This is a genomic window from Stenotrophomonas sp. C9D9, from assembly GCF_056491205.1.
Genome location: NZ_JBSZIF010000003.1, coordinates 346723 through 363853, shown reverse-complemented (window position 1 = coordinate 363853; position 17131 = coordinate 346723). Strand labels below are relative to the sequence as shown.

Sequence of the window (17131 nt, the reverse complement as noted above, 5' to 3'; positions counted from 1 at the left end):
ATGTCGTGCCGATCAGCCGTTGATGCGGCTCGGGAAGTCGGCGAAGTAGCGGTCGGTGATGCGCTGGTTCAGCTGCAGGTTTTCCAGCGGGGGCACCGGAGTGAAGTCGTAGTCGATGACCAGCTTTCCGCCCGACAGGGACGTGGGTAGGTTGGCGGCTTCGTCGTACCAGGCGTTGGCGTCGATGATGTAGCCGCCGTTCTTCAGCTCGCGGAACTTGGCGTTGATGCTCTCCAAGATGTCCTTGACCTGGCTGGGGTGCAGCGGCTTGTCCATGTAGACCAGCATCGCCTCTGCGATGGTGTCGGCCAGGATGTGCGCGGTGCGCGTGGCCGTTTCGAAGGCGAACAGCGGATCGCTGCTCAGGGTGCGGTTGCCCCAGAAGCGGTAGCCGTTGACGTTGACCAGCGTGGTCACGTCCTTGGAGTTGAGCAGGCCGGCATCGGTGTTGGGGTCCTGCAGATCCCAATGCACGTCGCGGCTGATGCCGGTGACGCCCGAAACCGGAACGTTGGAGATCGACTTGTGCCAGCCCTGCTCCTGATCGATGCGTGCGCGCAGGCCAGCGGCGCGGGCGGTCGCGTAGGCCATCGCCGGGGTGCTGTTGATGGTGTCCCAGGCGAGGAAGTCGGGCCAGATCATCATCAGTTCGCGCTCGCTGAACTGATCGCGGTAGACGATGACATCGGACACCTTGCCGGCGGCCGACGCGCTGACGTAAGCCATGGCGCGTAGCGTCTTGGCGATGGGGGCCAGCGCAGCGACTACTTCCTGCGTATCCAGCCCCGGCACGGCCAGGATGCGCGGTTTGACGCCCAGCTGCGCCTCGGCCACCAGCAGCGCCTGCAGGCCGGTGTAGGTGCCGGTGTCCTTGCTGCCGATGACGTTGGTGGTCGTCTCCGGATCTGCCGCGCCCTCAGCGACACGCACGACCACGGCAACGGGATTGGATTGGTCAGCGATGCCGCGCAGGCTGGCGGCGAGCGTGCCCTTGGTGCCGGCCTTGGCGACGGCGCCGCGCACGTCGGTCAGCAGCACGGCCTTGTTGAGCGGGAATACGGATGCGTCGGCGTCCTCGGCCGTGCAGACGATGCCCAGGATGGCGGTGGCCACCGTGCGGATCGGGCGGGTGCCGCCGTTTACTTCGACGACGCGTACGCCGTGGTGGTACTGGTCCATTGCTGGCTCCTTGGGTCAGGTTTCGCGGTAGCGGAGGGGGACAGTCAGCCGGGTGAACTCGTTGGACTGCTGGCTGCGCACGCGACGGCAGGTGACATCGAGCACGAACGCGCCCGGCCGTTCGCCGCGTGACAGCGACAGCTGCTTGATCTGCAGGCGAGGTTCCCAGCGCATGAGCGCCGTGGCAGCGGCGCCGTACAGGCGCAGCTGTGTGGTGCTGTTGAATGGCTGGTCGACCAGCTCGGGCAGGAGCGATCCGAAGTCGCGGCGCTGCACCCGTGTGCCAATGGGCGTGGTCAGGATGCGAGCGATGGACTGCACCAGGTGCGCGTCATCGTCCAGCCAGCGGCCAGTGGATGCATCCATGCCCCTCATTGCACCGCGCTCCACAAGGGAGCGCGACGGCGCAGGTGGGGCAGATGGGGCGAGGTCGAAGCCATGACCTCATTCTGTGGACGGCCTTCGCCGAAGGCGCTCCCGTTGGCGTGTATCAGCTACGCAAACACCTGCGGGCTACGAGCCGGACAGATTCGGCGGTTCTACAGACGGCAGCTCAGGGACCTCTGGCAGTTTGGGCAGCTCGGGGACGGTGACGGACGGCATCTCGATGCTGCAGGAGCCGATGCGCGAAGCGGCCGAATCAATCGCAGCCTGCAGTTTGGCGATAGCCGCGGTTATCTGGGCGATCTGCAGCGGAAGCACCAGCATAGGCTTCACGTAGGGCTGAATGACAGCGCTAATCAAGCCGTTGATCCACGTCACGATCTCAGCGGGATTGATGCCCGGCGGGCTGAGCAGCGCCATCATCGGCTGTAACGCCGCCATCTGCGCGCCGATGCCGGCGAGCAGCGCGTTGGCCGACTGCATGGCTTCGTCAGTGAGCGCCTGCAGTTCGGCGCAGGACTGCACCGCGTTGATCTGGTCCGCCAAGCGCTCGAATGTCTCGGCGTTGAAGGGGAGGGAGCCTTGTGGGTTCATGGGTGCCTCAGTAGATGTTGGTGACGCTGCCGCGTTCCACGCTCACGACCTGGCCCGTGCCGGTAGTGAAGGTGCCCGTAGCGCCGGTGCCGGCGGACACGTTGCCATCCGCCATGACGCTGCCGGTGGCGTGCACCGTGGGCGAATCCAGCACCACCGCCGCGCTCGCATGCACCTCGGCCTGCTGGCAGTTCACGATGACCTGGCCCTTGCCGGCATGGACCGACAGGGTCGAGGTTGCGTGGTTGAACTCGACAACGCTCCCGTCGGGATAGGTTGTGCGGTCGACGTCCTCGCCGCTAGCCGGCTGCGGGTACGCGTCCTGTGACGTGCTGCCGATGATGACCGCCTGTGAGATGTCCCCATCGGGGCAAGCCAGCAGCACCTGCTCGCCTTTGCCTGGCGCGTGCCAGGTGCGGCCGTTCGGCCCGGCCCTGCGTTCCAGCCAGGCGATCCAGTCGGTTTGGATCTCGCCCGTCTGGACGCGGACGCGTGCTGGCGCTGTGGTGCGCACGGCAATCACCGTGCCCCAGCGGAGCATGTTGCTGACCTCGGCTGGAATGTCGCCGCGCGCCATGGCGGTCAGCCCGCCGCAGGATCGGTGGCGGACTCCGGCGGTACCGGGGCGGGTTCAATCGGCTCTGGCGTCGGCACGCTCTCCCAACCGCCCTGAGTCTCGCTGTAGCGCCACGGCCCGGTGTGGTCGCGCGGTGGTGCCAGCGCAGTCGCCGTGGCCGGCAGCGGCTCGCCCACGGCCAACTGCGGCAGGTAGAAGCCGGTTGCCTTATCCCAGATCGGGGTCTGGGTGTAGTCGGGCACCAGCTCCCACGCATCGAGCGCATCGTTCCAGCGGTTCGCCAGCGGCTCGCCCGGCTCGATAGGCTGCGGTCGCTGGATGGTCACGCTTGGCGGGGGCAGTTCCCCCAAGGCGAGTTGGTTGGGCGCGGGTACGCCCGTGTTCTTGTCCCACAGCATCACGCCCCGGAAGTCGGCGACCGTCTCCCATGCCGTGCGCTCAGCATTGATCCGCCACGCCTGATGGGCGCCGGCCTGCTCCACTGGCGGAAAATCAACCGTGTTGTTGGGAAGCGGGCAACTGCCGTCCGCTTCCGGGTAGATCCGAATTGGCAGTACGTACAGACCGGTCAACGCATCGAACGAGTGGCCATAGATTTCGTGGTCGGTTTTCAGTTGCATGGTTCTCTCTCAGAAGGCGATGCAGAACAGCATCCGGATGCCGGCGGGCAGGTTGCGGGCCGAGCCGGTGCTACCCACGGTGATGGCGTGTGAGTGATCGCCAACGCCTGCAACGTTGATGGTGTGGCTGTGGCTACCGGCACCATTCATGCCGATGTTGTGGGCGTGCGTGCCGTTGCCATCGGTTGAATAGGCATGAGAGTGGCCGCCGGCAGGGCTGGTGTTCGGCCAAGGGTTGTCGTAGTCGACATTGCCGCGTGAACCAGCATGGTTGTTGTAGTCGCCGCCCCACGGATAGGCGATGCCGGCGTCTGCGAACGGGACCAGATGCTGATGGTCACCGACCCAGTTGGTGCCGCCCGTATGGCCGTGGTGGCCCTGACCATCCGTCCAGGCGCCGTGAGCGTGATCGCCCACCGCATCGGCACCGGCAGAGTGAGCATGAGCGCCGGCTGCGCTCGCGCTCGCGCTGTGTGTGTGCGCAATCACTGAGCCGGCGCTGCTCTGGCCGACCTTGGCAGGATCGCCGGTATGGATGACGCCGCTGTCCTCATCGACCTTGGGCAGCTTGAACGTGGTTCCCTCGGCATTGCCGCCGTAGGTGGTGCCGATGGCCGCGAAGAGGCGTGGGTAGTCCGTGCGTAGCAGTTCACGACCGTCACACACCAGCGTGCCCGAGGGCGCGGTCTTGCCGGCGAAGGTAATCACCTGGCCGGGCATGTAGGCGCTGGCAGGCACGCCGATGAGGTTCTCCCAAGCGAGGTAGTGTGCACCGTGCTTGCCGTCCAGCAGGTCAGCATCCAAGCCGTTGCCCTCGCCATCGTCTTTGAGCGACGCTCCTTTCAGGCCCAACAGCTGGCGTACAGCGCTTTCCGTTGCGGTAGCGATCAGCTTCTTGGCGAGCGCGGTGGGCGCGCCAGGGCCGAACCGCGCGTCGAGCAGTTCGCGCAGGCCTTTCGAATGGACGGCGCGCGTCGCGTCGGTGCCGGTAGCTGTTTCAGTCGGGGTGGCCAACTCCAGCACACCGGCCTTTTCCTCGGTGCCCACGTTGAGGTCGAAGTTGGTGTCGCCGAAGGTGATATCGGTGGCTGCGATGTCGGCGAACTGGATATCGGCGGCGAGCAGCAGAACCGCCTGCGTCGACTTCTCCGCCAGCACGGCCGGCTGGCCGTAGACCGCCAACAGCGTCCCATCGGCCAGGTACAGACCGATGCCGCGTACCGAGTACGTGGCATCGGTGGCATCGCGGGCCGTGACGTGGATCGTGTCCCGCGCCGTGGCCCCTCCCCTGATCGACTGCAGCCGGGTGTGTTCACCGGGCAGTGATTGCATTTCGCGGTGCGCCTCGACCACTTCGGCGGTGAGGCCCAGAGAGTGGGCCAGCACCGGGGCGGTGCCGTTCTGCTCGGCGTTGACGATGGCCTCGCGGCCACGGCGGGTAACGATGAATCTGAGGCCGGTCATGGAGTGGTGGCTTCCGTAGCTTGAAGGCGGACAAACACAGCGGCTCGGGTGGCCGCGATGACGCCCACGCGACCGGCCAGGTTGATGCCTTGGGTGAAGGTGAAGTGGCTGCGTACCGGCTTGGTGAAGTTCACCTCGGCAATGACGTCATCGACGTACTGCGCGGTGGTGGTTTCGCCGTCCTGGCCGCCAAGGGTCAGCGTCAGCGCGAATGTGTGTGGGGTGCCGCGTGGCGTTGTCTGCCACCACTCGGTGATGTCGACCACGCCACCGAAGCTGTCCACCACGTCCGCGATGCTGCGCGCAGTGCCCTTACGGCGCTGCACGATCAGCGAGTTGGCGACGCGGGCGCGCTTCACCGCCAGCGGCCAGCTGTTGCGCCATGTGTCCACGGACATCGTCCATGCCAACCATGGCAGCAGGTTCTCGGGGCAGGTGGCGGGGTTCCAGAGCAGCCCGACGACTGTGCCGATGTCGAAGCTGCGCGCGGTGACCGCCTCGGCGGTTCGTTCCAACGCGGTGGCGTTTGGCGGCAGCAGGCTGGTGCCCACGTCAACACCGACGCTGCCGTCCCACGCCAGTGTCGCCCCAATTGGCGGCGCCTCGCCCAGGTGGATCTGCTTGCGCTCGTCCAGCACATAGTCGGTGACGGTACGCGCGCCGCCGCGCGTGGGAATGTACGGCGTTGGGCCGCTGGTGGGTTCCAGTTGCGGCTGGGATATGCGCAACGTCACGTCAACGCTGCTATCCGGGTCGACTGCCATTCCGATGTAGCACTTGATGCCGGCCACGTCCTCGTGGCTCAGCTTTCGGGTGACGGAAAGGCGCTGCAGCGTGGCCGGATTGGGCTTGGTGCTGGTGCTGCTGACCAGGTACTGACCGTTCCGATCGCACTCAGCCAATACCAGTTGGCGCAGCGGCTCACGGAAGCCTGCCTCCGGGTCACCGGCGACGATCTGCAGACCAACGCTTACCGTCCAGATGCTGCCCCGTGCAGCCGGAATTGGTGTGGTCTGGAAGATCACATCAAAGAATCGAACGTAGGATGCGACGCTCTTGCCTGCCAGGCGCAGATCGAAGTAGGGGGTGCCGTCCTCCAGCGTTCCGACAGCAACAATTTCGCGGGTCCAGCCGCCGAACGGGCCGGGTGGGAAGGACCAGCCAGGTGGGAAGGCGCCGGTGGTGCCAATTCTGCCGACCTTGGCCGCCAGAACGTCGGAGTCGGCCAGCAGGTTGTGGCGGGGCTCGCGCGACAGCCGCTGCCGGCCACGCCAGTCGCGGCGATAGATCGACGTTACCTCTGTGGCAAGGCGTGTGGGTTTGCCCAGGAACGTCGGTGCGAACACAGTGCGCGCGCCATCGCCGATCCCGACTGGCTCATCGGTCAGCCGCTTGGTGATGCGCTTATTCATGGTTACCCACGTGCACGATGTCGAAGGAGGTGCAGTGCGCGGCTTGGTGATTGGCGATGAACAGGTCATCCACCGGTTCGATCAGGTTCACCCGCTGAACGCCCTCAACATGCAGCGAGGCATAGAGGCCCGAGCGCGGTACGTCACGGCCCAGCCGGTGCGACTCATCCACGTAGGCGCGCAGCCGGCGGTTCGCCTCTTCCAGCACAACGGCGGCATCCGGGCCGGCGTAGGTGACGATCTCCGCCTTCACGGTGTAGCGCATGATCTCGGCGGCCCGGACAGTGACGAGGTCAGTCAGCGGGCGCACGTTGCCATCCATCAGAGCAGCGGCTACGCGCTCGACCAGGCCGGACGAGGGAACGCCATCACCACTGCGCGAGAGCAGCGTCACCAGCACCTCGCCGGGGGTGGGACTCATTGCGCTCACATCAAGCACGTCTGGATCTGCCGACAACGCATGGAAGAGGTAGGCGCCCTCCGGGCCAGCGACGCTGTAGCCCTCCGGGGCGAGCTGGATGCGGCGCCGCAGTTCGACGTCGCTCTCCATCACAGCCGGGGTATTGGTCTTGGGATCGGCAGGCGTGATCTGTTGGCGCACCACGCCGAAGAAGGCGCCGAGGTTGTCCAGATCAGCGCCGCCGGCATAGGCCAACATGTTGCCTTTGCCGCGCACGTTGAACGATTCCCGCAGGTGGACTTCGCGGTACGCGCAGACCTGCAGCAGCACGCTCATCGGGTCCGATTCCAGCAGCGTGGCGTACTCAGGCGCCAGCAGGTACAGGGTGGCTTTCAGATCGGCGTAGGACTGCTCAAAGCTGACCTGTTCGGTCAGGTCCGGGACGGGCAGCTTGGACAATTCGACAGCGGTAAAGGTGGACATGGCGACACCAGGCGCAGGGGCGTATCAAGGCTGTCATCGCCCCATGCCCGTAGCCATTCCCGGCGTGTGTAACCGCTACGCCTACGCCATTCCGGCGGTGAGGTGGTCCATGATCGCGTCGCGTACCAGGGCGAGGCTGCTGTCGGAGAAGCCCAGCAGGCGGCGCTGCTCGTAGCGCACGCGCGGGCCGCCGCGGATGACGCTATCTGTTCGGCCTTCCTGATGAACGGTTGCGATGCGGGAGACGCGGCCGACGAAGCCCACCGATACCTGCTGCGCATCAGCGCGCACGCGCAGATGCTTGGCCTGGCGCAGCTTGGCGAACATGGCCGCGCGTTTGATGCGACCCGCCTTCTGCCGGGCCGGAGAGGGCTTGCGACGGGGTGCGTAGGCACTGCCGTCAGGATTGCGCTGTGCAGCGATACGGCGCTGCTCGGCGCGTCGCAGCTGCGTACCTACGCGGCGGGCAAGGCGGACGCGCTCAGCGGGCTGCAGGCGCGCCAGCAGGGGTTCTACCCACTGCTCCAAGGCGCGCAGATCCTCAGACAAGGGGAATGCCAGGCAGGCAGGCGACCAGCGCGCCCTCAGCGTCGACCACCTGGCCGCCGGCCAGCGACGCGGCGTGATAGTCCTCGGTGGCGGGTTCGCCCACGTGGGTGAGCAGGAACGAACCATCGGGCTGCGGCGTCACCACAACGCGCTCGGTCAGCGGCAGCTTGAGCGCGACGTCGACCAGGTTGTCGGCGAGTACGTCGACATCGAAACCTATATCGTCGCGCCGGGCCGGATTGGCGAGCAGTTCCGGCTGGTGCCGGGTTAGCCACTGCAGCACCGGCAGCATCAGCGAATCGGGGCTGCCGGCGTAGTCGGTGAGGATCAGGGCCAGCGTGTATTGGTACTGGAACGACAGGCCGGGCTGGTAGCTGCTTTGCAGCTTTCCATCCTCCACGAACACCAGCAGACGCTCGGCGCTTTCCTGCAGACCGGGGACGGCCGCCAGCAGGTGCGTGCGCAGCGAGTCCGGCTTAATCACGGCCGGACGCCTGCCGCTGGCGCACCGCGTCCTGGAGGCCGATCAACTGCTCGCGGATGGCGTGGCAGGTGGTGTAGTTGTCGGTGACGGTGCTGGCGACGGTAGAGAGCGCAGTGCCGGCGGCGGGCGCATCAGGATCTCCGGCAGGTCCGGCCAGGGGGCGGTTTTCGGCGGCTGCGTCGTGCACGCGGACAAAGCCAGCAGGCACAAGGCAAGCGCGATCAGCTTCGGGCGTGACATAGACGGGAACCTCTTTGACGATGGTGGCGCCGGCTTCGCGTACGTACTGCACGCGGTCGACGTAGCGCGTGACGACTTTGGCGTCGCCGCTGAGCGCATCGCGCTCCTGTTTGGCCGCATCACGCTCGGCCTCGGCGTTGTCGCGTTGACGGCCAATGCCATCAATGCGTCGCTGCTGCACCAGCGCGACCGCAACGCCCAGCAGCAGCACGATCACCAGCAACGCGGCCAGGATCGCCGCCAGGCGTCGGGAGATCACGCAGCCCCCAGGACTTGCAAGGCGCGATTGGTGCGGCTGATCCGGTCGGCCATGCCTTCGGGCGTGGCCTTGGACGTGACCGAGCCGAGGTTGACGCGGCGGCTGACCGCCAGCACGTCGCCGCCATCGGCGATAGTGTTCAGGCCGGCGTCCTTCCAGTACGCGGCAGCGGCTGCGGCGCCCACTTCCACATCCAGCAGCAGCTGCGGCTGCTGTTCCAGCGGCTGGCCGATCAGCTGGCCGATGTGCCGGTAGTTGCCGCGTCCGGTGATCTGCACGGGGCAGCGGCCACGATAGAGGTAGCCATCGCCGCTGGCCTCGTTGCCGTTGCCGTTGCGGCCGGCATACACGCGGTTGCCAAGCTTCTCCGGCTGGTGGACGAATGCGTCGAGCTCGGTGGCGGCGATGCGCTTGCCGAATACTTCCGGCAGGCGCTTGCGGCTGTAGCTGAGGTTCTCTTCGACCCGCGACAGGCTCAGGCTTTCGTGGCCGATCTGCGCGAGGAAGTGCGCGGCACGGCGCTTGGTGGTGATGCTGAAACGCACCATGGCCGCGTTCAGCGCGGGCACCCAACGCTGCGCACGCGGCAGCGGGCATTGCATGATCTGACTCAGTTGCTCGGCGGTGACCACTACTCGACCCTCAGAATGCGCGCCACGTTGCCTCGGGCGCGGTAGGTCACCAACAGTAGGACAAGCAACAGGCCCAGCTGCCATACGCTGACGTGTGCGGCTGCGCCAAACAATGCAACGTTGATGGCAAGGCCGCCGGTACAGGCGATCAGCAGCCACGCACAGCACGACACCCCAACGCGGTGCCGGGCATCAGGCCCCGGCCGGTAGGTAATCAGCAGCACGCAGATGGCGAGACTGCTGACCAGGGTGGCGACGACAAGCAGGTTATGCACTGGGTGGCCCTCCGCGCCGGATACGGGACAGGTCGAAGGTTCGGCCGCGCTCAATCAGGCCGAGCGTGACGGTGATGCCGCAGGCTGCGGCGGCGAAGGCGGCCATGCCGGTGGACTGCAGCGGCACCCAGCGCAGTACCTCGCCGGCGCCGTAGTATCCGGCGATCACGCTGACGATCAGGTACACAAGGCGCTTCCAGATGGGCAGATCCTTGGCCGAGACGACGAACAACGTGCCCCCGGCAAAGGCGCCAATCAGGGCATCGCCGTCGATGCCGGGCACCAGAGAGGCCAGGCCGAGGCCGGTGGCGACCATTACGGTGCCGGTGAGGGAGGTTGGTTCGGTCATTTCAGTCCCAGAGCTGGATCAGCGGTCGCTCGGTGGCGATCAAATGGGATGGGGGGAGGGCCGGCAGCGTTACCGGCGTCCCCATCGGAAGGATTGGCCCGTGCAAGGACAGGCCGGGATTCAGCGCGAACACCTGTTCGGTCATGCCCGCCGTGGCGCCCAGGTGACGCCAGCACAGCTGGTCGATGGTGTCGCCTTGCTGGGCATGAACGCGCATCAGATCAACTCGACTGTGACGCGCCGGGTGCCCAGCAGGTCGCTGATCGCGTTGCGTAGGTCGCGGCGGATCTCATCGATCGTGGGCGCCAGATCGTCTGCACGCTGGTTGCCCTGGCCCGTAGCGTCATAGGAGCGGTAGCGTTCGTGCAGTTCCACTGCCGTGGCGCAGTACACGGCGCGCAGATACAGCTGGACCAGGCGTGATGTGCCGTCGACCTCCTGTGCCGGCACATCGCCCAGGGTGGCGTAACCGGCGGCCACCTTGGCCGCCTGCCACTGTTCCAGTTCCCGCGTGACGGACATAACCGCCATGACCACCGTGGCCCGCATACGCGGCGCAGGGACATCGCCTGCGACGCGCACCGACTCTCGCAGCACGCCGACGTCGATCTCCGGCCAGAACGGCCCGGCAGTGACAGGCTGCTGCTTGGCGACAGGTGACGTGTTGGCGGTGAAGCTGCTCATGGTTGCCTCGATAGGTCGCCGGTGGTCGGGGCGTCACACCAGGGAGAGATGCTGGTGATCGGCCCCGAGCCGGCGGGGTCGCGGGGTACGCTCGGTGTGAGGGTCAGTCGTCGGACTGATTACCCTCGATCTTCTTCAGCAGGCGCTCGGCGCGCTTGAGGTCTTCCTTGCCGCCGCAGCTGTCGTGCAGCTGGATGGCCCGGCGCAGATCATCAATCGCCGTGGACATAGCCTCAGCATCCAACGGCGCCGCCTCGGTGCCGGTTGCAAGCAGGCCGCGTGCGCGAGCCAGCAGCAGCCGGGCGCGGACCTGATCGGGCATATCCTGGCCCTCGGTCAGTTCCATCGCACGGGTCAGCACCGCCGGATCGAACTCAGCGCCGGTCTTCTGGGCATTGAGCGCGGCCACGCCGATTTCTTCGGCAACCACGCACCCAGCCGTTCGGCTGAACTCATCCGGCATCGGCAGGCCATGGGCCAGGACGTACTCGGCCAGATCCAGCCCTTGGGCATACTCGCCCGCGTCCAGACTCCAGAGCATGACGGTGGACACCACCAGGTCAGCACCGCCCTGATTGGCGGCAAGCACGCCTTCAACGTAAGGGCCGTAGGTCGGCAGCAGCGCGACCTTGAGCGCCGCCTTGGCCTGCGTGGACTGGATCTGTTTCAGGCGGGCACGGTCGTGGGCGAGCTGCAGCTGCATCTGCTGGTATTCGGTGGTGCCTTCCATCAGGGCGCTGCCGGCCGAGCGCGCCGCCGCTTCCTCGGCGGCGACGCGCTGCAGGTGGCGCTTGGCGGGGCTATCGGCCATTGGCTTAGTCCCCGACCTTGATGTTCTCGACCACCGCGCCACGGCCGTAGTCCTCGACCACGTAGTCGTCGTTGGACGATTCGAAGTTCGCGATGCGGTTCTTCTGCGGCTGCTCCTGAATGTAGCGGCGGCGACCGCCGATCTGCCAGTACAGCGACAGGTTGTCCAGCGAGGTGACCATCAGCGCGTTGGACGGCATGAAAGGCACGATGACCGGCTTCAGGCCGCCGATGCGCTTGGTGCCCAGCACCAGGTCAGCGGCCAGCTGTTCGGTGGGCGCGTTGTCCTTGTCGATGATCGGGAAATACTTGTCGAACACGAGGTCGCGGCCCAGAACCACGACAAGGCCCGGGTCCTGCTGGTGCCACGGGTCGATCAGCGAGGACACCACGTCCATCACCAGCGAATCGAGGTTCGCATAGTCCTGCTTCGCCTTGTCGCTACCGCCTATCTGCAAGACGCCATCGGTCTTGCCCTTCGCCATGACGCGCTTGGCGGCATGCTCGCGGTACTTCTGCAGCCAGCCCTTGTTGACGTCCTGCAGCAGCGCATTGGTTGCGCGGTTGGTGGTCTTGGCGATGCTGGTGCCGTTGAAGCCGATCATGATGCGGTCCAGCGCCTGGCGCTGGATGATCGAATCGCGCAGGAAGGTCTGGAAGTTTGGCTGACGCGCCCAGGCGTCAAGGCGTGCGTAGGGGATCGCCGTGTCGTAGTCGGTCTGCACGCACTCGTAGCCGAAGCTGTCCAGTGCGGTCACATCGGCCGGCGTACGCTCGGCGTTGCCGCTGGTGTCGGTGCGGCCGGCGATGGTGCCGTTGACGCCTACGCCGATCTTCTCGCCCTTGAGGTCGATGACGCCGGGCATATTGATCGCCGACAGGAACGCGCTGCTCTGCTGGATGCGCTGCTCCATGGTCTGCTGCACGGACGGTTCAACCGAGAACGCCAGGCTGGCGGTCTCGACGTTGTTCAGTTCGGCAACTCGGCGGGTGAACTGGCTGAAATGGGTGCGGGTTTCGGTACGCATTGCGTTGCTCCGTGAGTAGGGGGCCGTTGGGGGTCAGCAGTCGGTGGCGTCGCCGGCCTTACTGCCGCCGGGGCCAGCGACCGGCGGGCGCTGCGCGAAGGTTTGGGGCGTGCTGTCGAGCGTCTCGCGGATGGATGAAACCTGACCGGCGAGGGCCTGCACCTTGGCGGACAGATTCTGGTTCTCGGCCGCAAGCTTTTCGAGGCGGACATCCTGCTCGGCGAAGGTTTCGAGCAGCTGCTGACCGAATTTGGCGACATCCGCATCGTCCTCCTTCGGCTCGGGTGCGGCCGGGGGCTTGGCGATCAGGCCCATGCCCGAGAGCAGTACAGCCAGGCGGTTCTTGCGCGGTGCCGGTTGCTCGATTTCATCGAAGGTGATCTGCGCTTCTTCGGCGGCAGTGAACAGGTTGTCGGCATCGATCTTGCGACCGGCCAGCGGGTTTGCGTCCGGATGCTGTGCCGCGAAGGCGAGCATTTCGGTCCCCAGGCTTGCCGGGGTGTCGGTGACTGCCAGGCCCTGCAGGTATGCCTTGCCGGTGTCGGCGAACTTCGGGGCAATCTCGATACTGGTGTAGAGCTTCTGCTTGTCGTTGTTGACCATCGCCACCAGCGCCGGGGTCGGTTCGATCTGCGCGAACAGGGCCAGCTTCTTGACGCCGCCCACGTCGACTTCCTCGGCCTTCACGGCCAGGACGTCACCGTATGCCTTGAACGGGCCATCGGGCATCAGGCTGCGCAGATGCTCCACCCAGATGCGGGCGCCATACAGCTGCGGGTCGTAGGAAGCGGCCATGTCTGCGATGTGCTGGCGCTCGATCACGCGGCCATCGGTGGTTGCGCCTTCGACGGCTACGCGGAAAAACTTCGAACGCAGCTTCTTATTGTCGGTCTTGTTGGCCATATCGCCCTCTGCTGGTGTCGGTGCGCATCGGTTTTCGATGCGATGACCCATGGTCGATTGAGGGCGAATGCGCAGCAACGCGGTCCGCGTGTAACGCGCCGAACTACGTGGCCTTTCCATGTCGCGCGCGCGAGTGGCGCGGCAACCTGTTCAGGTGACCAGCGTAGCCGAACAACTCCACGTAGATCCACGCCGCCAAGCCAAGTTTCTGTACTGGATGGGCTGGCGCGTGTGCGATATCGCTTCGCTGATCGGCGAGAAAGAGAAGACCGTTCACAGCTGGAAAACGCGCGACGAGTGGGATCGCGCCGACACGGTCGAGCGCATCGGTGGTGCGCTGGAAGCACGCCTTGCCATTCTCATCCACAAGGAAGGGAAGACGGGCGGTGACTTCAAAGAGATTGATCTTCTGCATCGCCAGCTGGAACGACAGGCACGCATCCAGCGATACCAAGGCGGCGGCAACGAGGGCGACCTGAATCCGGCTGTCGCCAACCGCAATGCCAAGCCAAAGAAGAAGGCCCGCAAGAACGAGTTCAGCGAAGAAGAGGTCGAGCGTCTGCAGACGGCGTTTGTGGATGGGTGCTTCGACTATCAACGCGATTGGCTCCGCGCCGGCAACGAACGTACGCGCATCATCCTCAAGTCCCGCCAGATCGGCGCGACCTACTACTTCGCCCGCGAGGCGCTGATAGATGCGCTGACCACCGGCCGCAATCAGATTTTTCTCAGTGCCTCCAAGAGCCAGGCTCACATCTTCCTTGGCTACATGCGTGGCTTCGTGCGCGAGGTGCTGGACCGCGACCTGACCGGCGATCCGATCACCTTGGCAAATGGTGCAGAGCTGTTCTTCCTCGGAACCAACGCACGCACCGCGCAGGGCTACCACGGCAATTTCTACTTCGATGAATTCTTCTGGACCCATGGCTTCAACCAGCTGAACAAGGTCGCCAGCGGCATGGCGATGCACAAGAAGTGGCGCAAAACCTACTTCAGTACGCCCTCCACGATGGCCCACGAAGCGTTCGATTTCTGGACCGGTGAGCGCTTCAACAAGGGCCGCCCGGTGTCCCAGCAGATCCAGCTGGACGTGAGCCATGCGCGGTTGATGGGGGGACGTCGATGCGAGGACGCCATGTGGCGCCAGATCGTGACCGTGCTGGATGCTGCCGGCCGCGGTTGCGACTTGTTCGACATCGAAGAGCTACGCCGCGACTACAGTGCCGATGAATTCGCCAATCTGCTCATGTGCGAGTTCGTGGACGATAGCGCCAGTATCTTCCCCCTCACCATGCTGCAGCCGTGCCAGGTCGACAGCTGGGTGGAATGGTCGGACGACTTCCGCCCCTTGGCGATTCGGCCCTATGGGGATCGCCCGGTGTGGATCGGGTATGACCCGGCCGAAACAGGCGACAGCGCGGGCATCGTGGTGGTTGCACCTCCGCTCGTTCCCGGTGGCACGTTCCGCATTCTGGAGCGCCATCAGTTCAAGGGCATGGATTTCGCCGCCCAGGCCGCGTTTATCCGTCAGATCACCCAGCGCTATTGGGTGACCTATATCGGCATCGATGCCACCGGCATGGGCACCGGCGTGGCGCAGTTGGTACGCCAATTCTTCCCCGGCGTGACCACGTTCAGCTACTCCCCCGAGGTCAAGACCCGGCTGGTGTTGAAGGCGTTCGATGTCATCAAGAACGAGCGCCTGCAGTACGACGCCGGGTGGACCGATCTGACCCAATCGCTCTTGGCAATTCAGAAGACGCTTACCCCCAGCGGGCGGCAGGTGACCTACACCGCCGGTCGTTCGCGCACCACAGGCCACGCCGATCTGGCGTGGGCACTCATGCACGCGCTGCAGAACGAGCCGCTGGAAGGCGGTAGCGTCGCTCGCGGCTCCATGGAGATTTTCTAATGGCAGACATCGACCAGGGCGCGGTTGCGCCCCCCCTGACCAACATCGAGGCATTCACGTTTGGCGACCCTACCCCGGTCCTCGACCAGCGCGGAATCCTCGACTACCTGGAATGCTGGCGCAATGGCCGCTTCTACGAGCCCCCGGTGGATTTGCATGGTCTGTCGCGCACTACGCGGGCGAATCCGTATCTGCATAGCGGATTGACCTTCAAGCGCAACATGCTGGTGCGCACCTATCGCCCGCATCGGCTGCTCAGTCGTGAAGCATTCGCGCAGCTGGCTCTGGACTACACCACTTTTGGGATGGCCTATGTGGAGCGCCGCCGTGCCCTGTCAGGTGTGGCGTACAGCCTGGCGGTCCCGCTCGCTCAGTACATGCGGCGCGGGGTAGAGCAGGGCGAGTTCTTTCAGGTTCGCGCGGGCAGGATCGAACATGAATTCGCCGCAGGCGAGGTGTTCCAGCTGCGTGAGGCCGATGTGGATCAGGAGGTGTACGGCCTGCCGGAATGGATGCCGGCGGTTCAGTCCGCGCTGCTCAACGAATCGGCGACGCTGTTCCGCCGCAAGTACTACAACAACGGCTCGCACGCCGGTTTCATCCTGTACCTGACCGACAGTCAGCCCGAGAGCGGTGACGTGGACAATCTTCGCGAGGCGCTGCGGCAGTCCCGTGGCCCCGGCAACTTCCGCAATCTGTTCGTCCATTCGCCGGGCGGCAGCAAGGATGGGTTGAAGCTGATCCCGGTCAGCGAAGTGGCGGCCAAGGACGAATTCACTGGCATTAAGAGCGTCACGCGTGACGACATGCTCGCGTCGTTGCGCACGCCGCCGCAACTGCTGGGGATCGTGCCGCAGAACAGTGGCGGGTTCGGCTCGATCCGCGAAGCCGCGATGGTGTGGGCTGCGATGGAGCTGGCGCCGCTGCAGACGCGCATGACGGCCATCAACGAGTGGCTGGGCCAAGAGGTGATCCGGTTCGATCCATTTGAGCTGGGAGCGGCCGCCTGATGGATGCGCGCGTGAATCTGCGGTGCGGCGACTGTGCCCGCCTGCTGGCGAAAGCTGCTGGACCGCATGACCTACAAATGAAGTGCCCACGCTGCGGGTGCCTGAATCATATGAAGGCCACGAGCCTCTCCATGGATCGCCGCGAGCGACACCACGAAGAAGGCTCTACCCATGAAGAACCAACTGATCCACGGCGATGCGCTGACCGTCCTGCCGACCCTGCCGGCGGCGAGCTTCGACGCCCTCATCACTGATCCGCCCTATGCCAGCGGCGGTGTGCATGCCGCCTCCCGGCAGCAGGCGCCATCGAGCAAGTACGTACGCAGCGGCTTGCATGACGACTTTGTTGGAGACGAGCGCGACCAGCGGTCGCACCTGGCATGGATGCGGCTGTGGCTGGCCCAGTGCAGCCGCGTGTTGAAGGACGGTGCACCGGTATTGCTGTTCACGGACTGGCGCCAGTTGCCGCTCACCACCGATGCGCTGCAGTGTGCCGGCTTCACCTGGCGCGGTGTGGCGGTGTGGGACAAGACGGAAGGGGTTCGTCCCCAGCTGGGGCGCTTCCGCAACCAGGCCGAGTACGTGGTGTGGGGCAGCAAGGGCAACATGCCGCTGGGCCGGCGCGCCCCGGTATTGCCAGGTGTGATCCGCGAGAGCGTGCGCAAGGCCGATAAGCATCACATGACTGGCAAGCCCACGGACCTGATGCGACAGCTTGTGCGCATCTGCGAGGAGGGCGGCCGAATCCTCGACCCGTTCGCTGGCTCAGGAACCACGTTGGTCGCGGCGGATCAGGAGGGCTACAGCTGGACGGGGATTGAAATGACAGAGCACTACTTCGGTGTAGCTGAGCGTAGGTTGCCTTCTGAGTAATCGGCGCAAA

Annotated in this window: 23 protein-coding genes and 1 pseudogene; 4 read left to right on the top strand and 20 right to left on the bottom strand. The window is 65.4% G+C overall.

The window, feature by feature from the left end; genetic code table 11:
- Nucleotides 1-12: 12 nt before the first annotated feature.
- The 20 genes and pseudogenes from ACXI0D_RS03645 to ACXI0D_RS03550 all read right to left on the bottom strand — a co-directional run bounded on the left by ACXI0D_RS03645 (nucleotide 13) and on the right by ACXI0D_RS03550 (nucleotide 13326).
- The gene (locus ACXI0D_RS03645; protein WP_479642317.1) at nucleotides 13-1179 is read right to left on the bottom strand and encodes a phage tail sheath protein; all 1167 of its coding nucleotides are present in this window, start codon (nucleotides 1177-1179) and stop codon (nucleotides 13-15) included.
- A 15-nt stretch (nucleotides 1180-1194) separates the two neighbouring features.
- Complete coding sequence (locus tag ACXI0D_RS03640; RefSeq protein ID WP_032975107.1) at nucleotides 1195-1554, bottom strand: GPW/gp25 family protein; 360 nt, start codon at nucleotides 1552-1554, stop codon at nucleotides 1195-1197.
- Nucleotides 1555-1692: 138 nt separating this feature from the next.
- Complete coding sequence (locus tag ACXI0D_RS03635) at nucleotides 1693-2157, bottom strand: hypothetical protein (protein WP_032975106.1); 465 nt, start codon at nucleotides 2155-2157, stop codon at nucleotides 1693-1695.
- Between the two features lie 7 nt (nucleotides 2158-2164).
- On the bottom strand, nucleotides 2165-2734 hold the full coding sequence (locus ACXI0D_RS03630) for a phage baseplate assembly protein V (protein WP_479642316.1): 570 nt from the start codon (nucleotides 2732-2734) through the stop codon (nucleotides 2165-2167).
- A 5-nt stretch (nucleotides 2735-2739) separates the two neighbouring features.
- A complete protein-coding gene (locus ACXI0D_RS03625; protein ID WP_191077431.1) occupies nucleotides 2740-3354 on the bottom strand; it encodes a hypothetical protein in 615 nt (204 codons plus the stop codon).
- A gap of 9 nt (nucleotides 3355-3363) precedes the next feature.
- Nucleotides 3364-4818 carry a phage tail protein gene (locus ACXI0D_RS03620; protein WP_479642315.1) on the bottom strand — a complete coding sequence of 485 codons (1455 nt, stop codon included), beginning with the start codon at nucleotides 4816-4818 and terminating at the stop codon, nucleotides 3364-3366.
- A complete protein-coding gene (locus ACXI0D_RS03615) occupies nucleotides 4815-5369 on the bottom strand; it encodes a phage tail protein I (protein ID WP_032975207.1) in 555 nt (184 codons plus the stop codon). Before ACXI0D_RS03615 ends, ACXI0D_RS03620 begins: the two co-directional genes overlap by 4 nt.
- A gap of 111 nt (nucleotides 5370-5480) precedes the next feature.
- Nucleotides 5481-6230 (bottom strand): annotated as a pseudogene (locus ACXI0D_RS03610) (phage head spike fiber domain-containing protein); the annotation flags it as partial.
- Nucleotides 6223-7113, bottom strand: coding sequence for a baseplate assembly protein (locus tag ACXI0D_RS03605; RefSeq protein WP_479642314.1), 891 nt, complete (start codon nucleotides 7111-7113; stop codon nucleotides 6223-6225). The pseudogene ACXI0D_RS03610 and the gene ACXI0D_RS03605, both read right to left, overlap by 8 nt.
- A gap of 81 nt (nucleotides 7114-7194) precedes the next feature.
- Nucleotides 7195-7662 carry a phage virion morphogenesis protein gene (locus ACXI0D_RS03600; protein ID WP_191077428.1) on the bottom strand — a complete coding sequence of 156 codons (468 nt, stop codon included), beginning with the start codon at nucleotides 7660-7662 and terminating at the stop codon, nucleotides 7195-7197.
- A complete protein-coding gene (locus ACXI0D_RS03595; protein ID WP_119006666.1) occupies nucleotides 7655-8146 on the bottom strand; it encodes a phage tail protein in 492 nt (163 codons plus the stop codon). Before ACXI0D_RS03595 ends, ACXI0D_RS03600 begins: the two co-directional genes overlap by 8 nt.
- Nucleotides 8139-8621, bottom strand: coding sequence for a hypothetical protein (locus ACXI0D_RS03590; protein WP_191077448.1), 483 nt, complete (start codon nucleotides 8619-8621; stop codon nucleotides 8139-8141). The genes ACXI0D_RS03595 and ACXI0D_RS03590 overlap by 8 nt, the downstream gene beginning before the upstream one ends.
- 20 nt (nucleotides 8622-8641) lie before the next feature.
- Entirely contained in the window at nucleotides 8642-9277 is a 636-nt protein-coding gene (locus ACXI0D_RS03585; RefSeq protein ID WP_479642313.1) for a glycoside hydrolase family 19 protein, read from the bottom strand.
- A complete protein-coding gene (locus ACXI0D_RS03580; protein ID WP_479642312.1) occupies nucleotides 9277-9552 on the bottom strand; it encodes a phage holin family protein in 276 nt (91 codons plus the stop codon). Before ACXI0D_RS03580 ends, ACXI0D_RS03585 begins: the two co-directional genes overlap by 1 nt.
- A complete protein-coding gene (locus ACXI0D_RS03575; protein WP_032975098.1) occupies nucleotides 9545-9901 on the bottom strand; it encodes a putative holin in 357 nt (118 codons plus the stop codon). Before ACXI0D_RS03575 ends, ACXI0D_RS03580 begins: the two co-directional genes overlap by 8 nt.
- A 1-nt stretch (nucleotide 9902) precedes the next feature.
- Nucleotides 9903-10118 carry a tail protein X gene (locus tag ACXI0D_RS03570; protein WP_032975097.1) on the bottom strand — a complete coding sequence of 72 codons (216 nt, stop codon included), beginning with the start codon at nucleotides 10116-10118 and terminating at the stop codon, nucleotides 9903-9905.
- On the bottom strand, nucleotides 10118-10585 hold the full coding sequence (locus tag ACXI0D_RS03565; RefSeq protein WP_032975096.1) for a head completion/stabilization protein: 468 nt from the start codon (nucleotides 10583-10585) through the stop codon (nucleotides 10118-10120). The genes ACXI0D_RS03570 and ACXI0D_RS03565 overlap by 1 nt, the downstream gene beginning before the upstream one ends.
- A 103-nt stretch (nucleotides 10586-10688) precedes the next feature.
- Complete coding sequence (gene gpM, locus ACXI0D_RS03560) at nucleotides 10689-11396, bottom strand: phage terminase small subunit (protein ID WP_032975095.1); 708 nt, start codon at nucleotides 11394-11396, stop codon at nucleotides 10689-10691.
- Nucleotides 11397-11400: 4 nt separating this feature from the next.
- Nucleotides 11401-12423 carry a phage major capsid protein, P2 family gene (locus tag ACXI0D_RS03555; RefSeq protein WP_479642311.1) on the bottom strand — a complete coding sequence of 341 codons (1023 nt, stop codon included), beginning with the start codon at nucleotides 12421-12423 and terminating at the stop codon, nucleotides 11401-11403.
- Between the two features lie 33 nt (nucleotides 12424-12456).
- Nucleotides 12457-13326, bottom strand: a complete 870-nt coding sequence (locus ACXI0D_RS03550) for a GPO family capsid scaffolding protein (protein WP_479642310.1) — start codon at nucleotides 13324-13326, stop codon at nucleotides 12457-12459.
- Nucleotides 13327-13480: 154 nt separating this feature from the next.
- Between ACXI0D_RS03550 and ACXI0D_RS03545 the strand changes: the two genes are divergently transcribed.
- From ACXI0D_RS03545 to ACXI0D_RS03530, 4 genes are read left to right on the top strand one after another with little or no spacing between them, the layout of a single operon-like run.
- Nucleotides 13481-15238 carry a terminase ATPase subunit family protein gene (locus tag ACXI0D_RS03545; protein WP_200867495.1) on the top strand — a complete coding sequence of 586 codons (1758 nt, stop codon included), beginning with the start codon at nucleotides 13481-13483 and terminating at the stop codon, nucleotides 15236-15238.
- Nucleotides 15238-16248 (top strand): phage portal protein, encoded by a 1011-nt coding sequence (locus ACXI0D_RS03540; protein WP_032975091.1) that lies wholly within the window; start codon nucleotides 15238-15240, stop codon nucleotides 16246-16248. Before ACXI0D_RS03545 ends, ACXI0D_RS03540 begins: the two co-directional genes overlap by 1 nt.
- On the top strand, nucleotides 16248-16502 hold the full coding sequence (locus ACXI0D_RS03535; protein WP_081794528.1) for a Com family DNA-binding transcriptional regulator: 255 nt from the start codon (nucleotides 16248-16250) through the stop codon (nucleotides 16500-16502). The genes ACXI0D_RS03540 and ACXI0D_RS03535 overlap by 1 nt, the downstream gene beginning before the upstream one ends.
- Nucleotides 16420-17121, top strand: a complete 702-nt coding sequence (locus ACXI0D_RS03530; RefSeq protein ID WP_032975090.1) for a DNA-methyltransferase — start codon at nucleotides 16420-16422, stop codon at nucleotides 17119-17121. The genes ACXI0D_RS03535 and ACXI0D_RS03530 overlap by 83 nt, the downstream gene beginning before the upstream one ends.
- The last annotated feature ends 10 nt before the right edge of the window (nucleotides 17122-17131 follow it).

Excerpts from the sequence above, each read along its gene's own strand:
- ACXI0D_RS03645 (WP_479642317.1), bottom strand. The coding sequence starts at position 1,179 with ATGGACCAGTACCACCACGGCGTACGCGTCGTCGAAGTAAACGGCGGC.
- ACXI0D_RS03640 (WP_032975107.1), bottom strand. The coding sequence starts at position 1,554 with ATGAGGGGCATGGATGCATCCACTGGCCGCTGGCTGGACGATGACGCG.
- ACXI0D_RS03635 (WP_032975106.1), bottom strand. The coding sequence starts at position 2,157 with ATGAACCCACAAGGCTCCCTCCCCTTCAACGCCGAGACATTCGAGCGC.
- ACXI0D_RS03630 (WP_479642316.1), bottom strand. The coding sequence starts at position 2,734 with ATGGCGCGCGGCGACATTCCAGCCGAGGTCAGCAACATGCTCCGCTGG.
- ACXI0D_RS03625 (WP_191077431.1), bottom strand. The coding sequence starts at position 3,354 with ATGCAACTGAAAACCGACCACGAAATCTATGGCCACTCGTTCGATGCG.
- ACXI0D_RS03620 (WP_479642315.1), bottom strand. The coding sequence starts at position 4,818 with ATGACCGGCCTCAGATTCATCGTTACCCGCCGTGGCCGCGAGGCCATC.
- ACXI0D_RS03605 (WP_479642314.1), bottom strand. The coding sequence starts at position 7,113 with ATGTCCACCTTTACCGCTGTCGAATTGTCCAAGCTGCCCGTCCCGGAC.
- ACXI0D_RS03575 (WP_032975098.1), bottom strand. The coding sequence starts at position 9,901 with ATGACCGAACCAACCTCCCTCACCGGCACCGTAATGGTCGCCACCGGC.
- ACXI0D_RS03570 (WP_032975097.1), bottom strand. The coding sequence starts at position 10,118 with ATGCGCGTTCATGCCCAGCAAGGCGACACCATCGACCAGCTGTGCTGG.
- ACXI0D_RS03565 (WP_032975096.1), bottom strand. The coding sequence starts at position 10,585 with ATGAGCAGCTTCACCGCCAACACGTCACCTGTCGCCAAGCAGCAGCCT.
- gpM (WP_032975095.1), bottom strand. The coding sequence starts at position 11,396 with ATGGCCGATAGCCCCGCCAAGCGCCACCTGCAGCGCGTCGCCGCCGAG.
- ACXI0D_RS03555 (WP_479642311.1), bottom strand. The coding sequence starts at position 12,423 with ATGCGTACCGAAACCCGCACCCATTTCAGCCAGTTCACCCGCCGAGTT.
- ACXI0D_RS03550 (WP_479642310.1), bottom strand. The coding sequence starts at position 13,326 with ATGGCCAACAAGACCGACAATAAGAAGCTGCGTTCGAAGTTTTTCCGC.
- ACXI0D_RS03540 (WP_032975091.1), top strand. The coding sequence starts at position 15,238 with ATGGCAGACATCGACCAGGGCGCGGTTGCGCCCCCCCTGACCAACATC.
- ACXI0D_RS03535 (WP_081794528.1), top strand. The coding sequence starts at position 16,248 with ATGGATGCGCGCGTGAATCTGCGGTGCGGCGACTGTGCCCGCCTGCTG.
- ACXI0D_RS03530 (WP_032975090.1), top strand. The coding sequence starts at position 16,420 with ATGAAGAACCAACTGATCCACGGCGATGCGCTGACCGTCCTGCCGACC.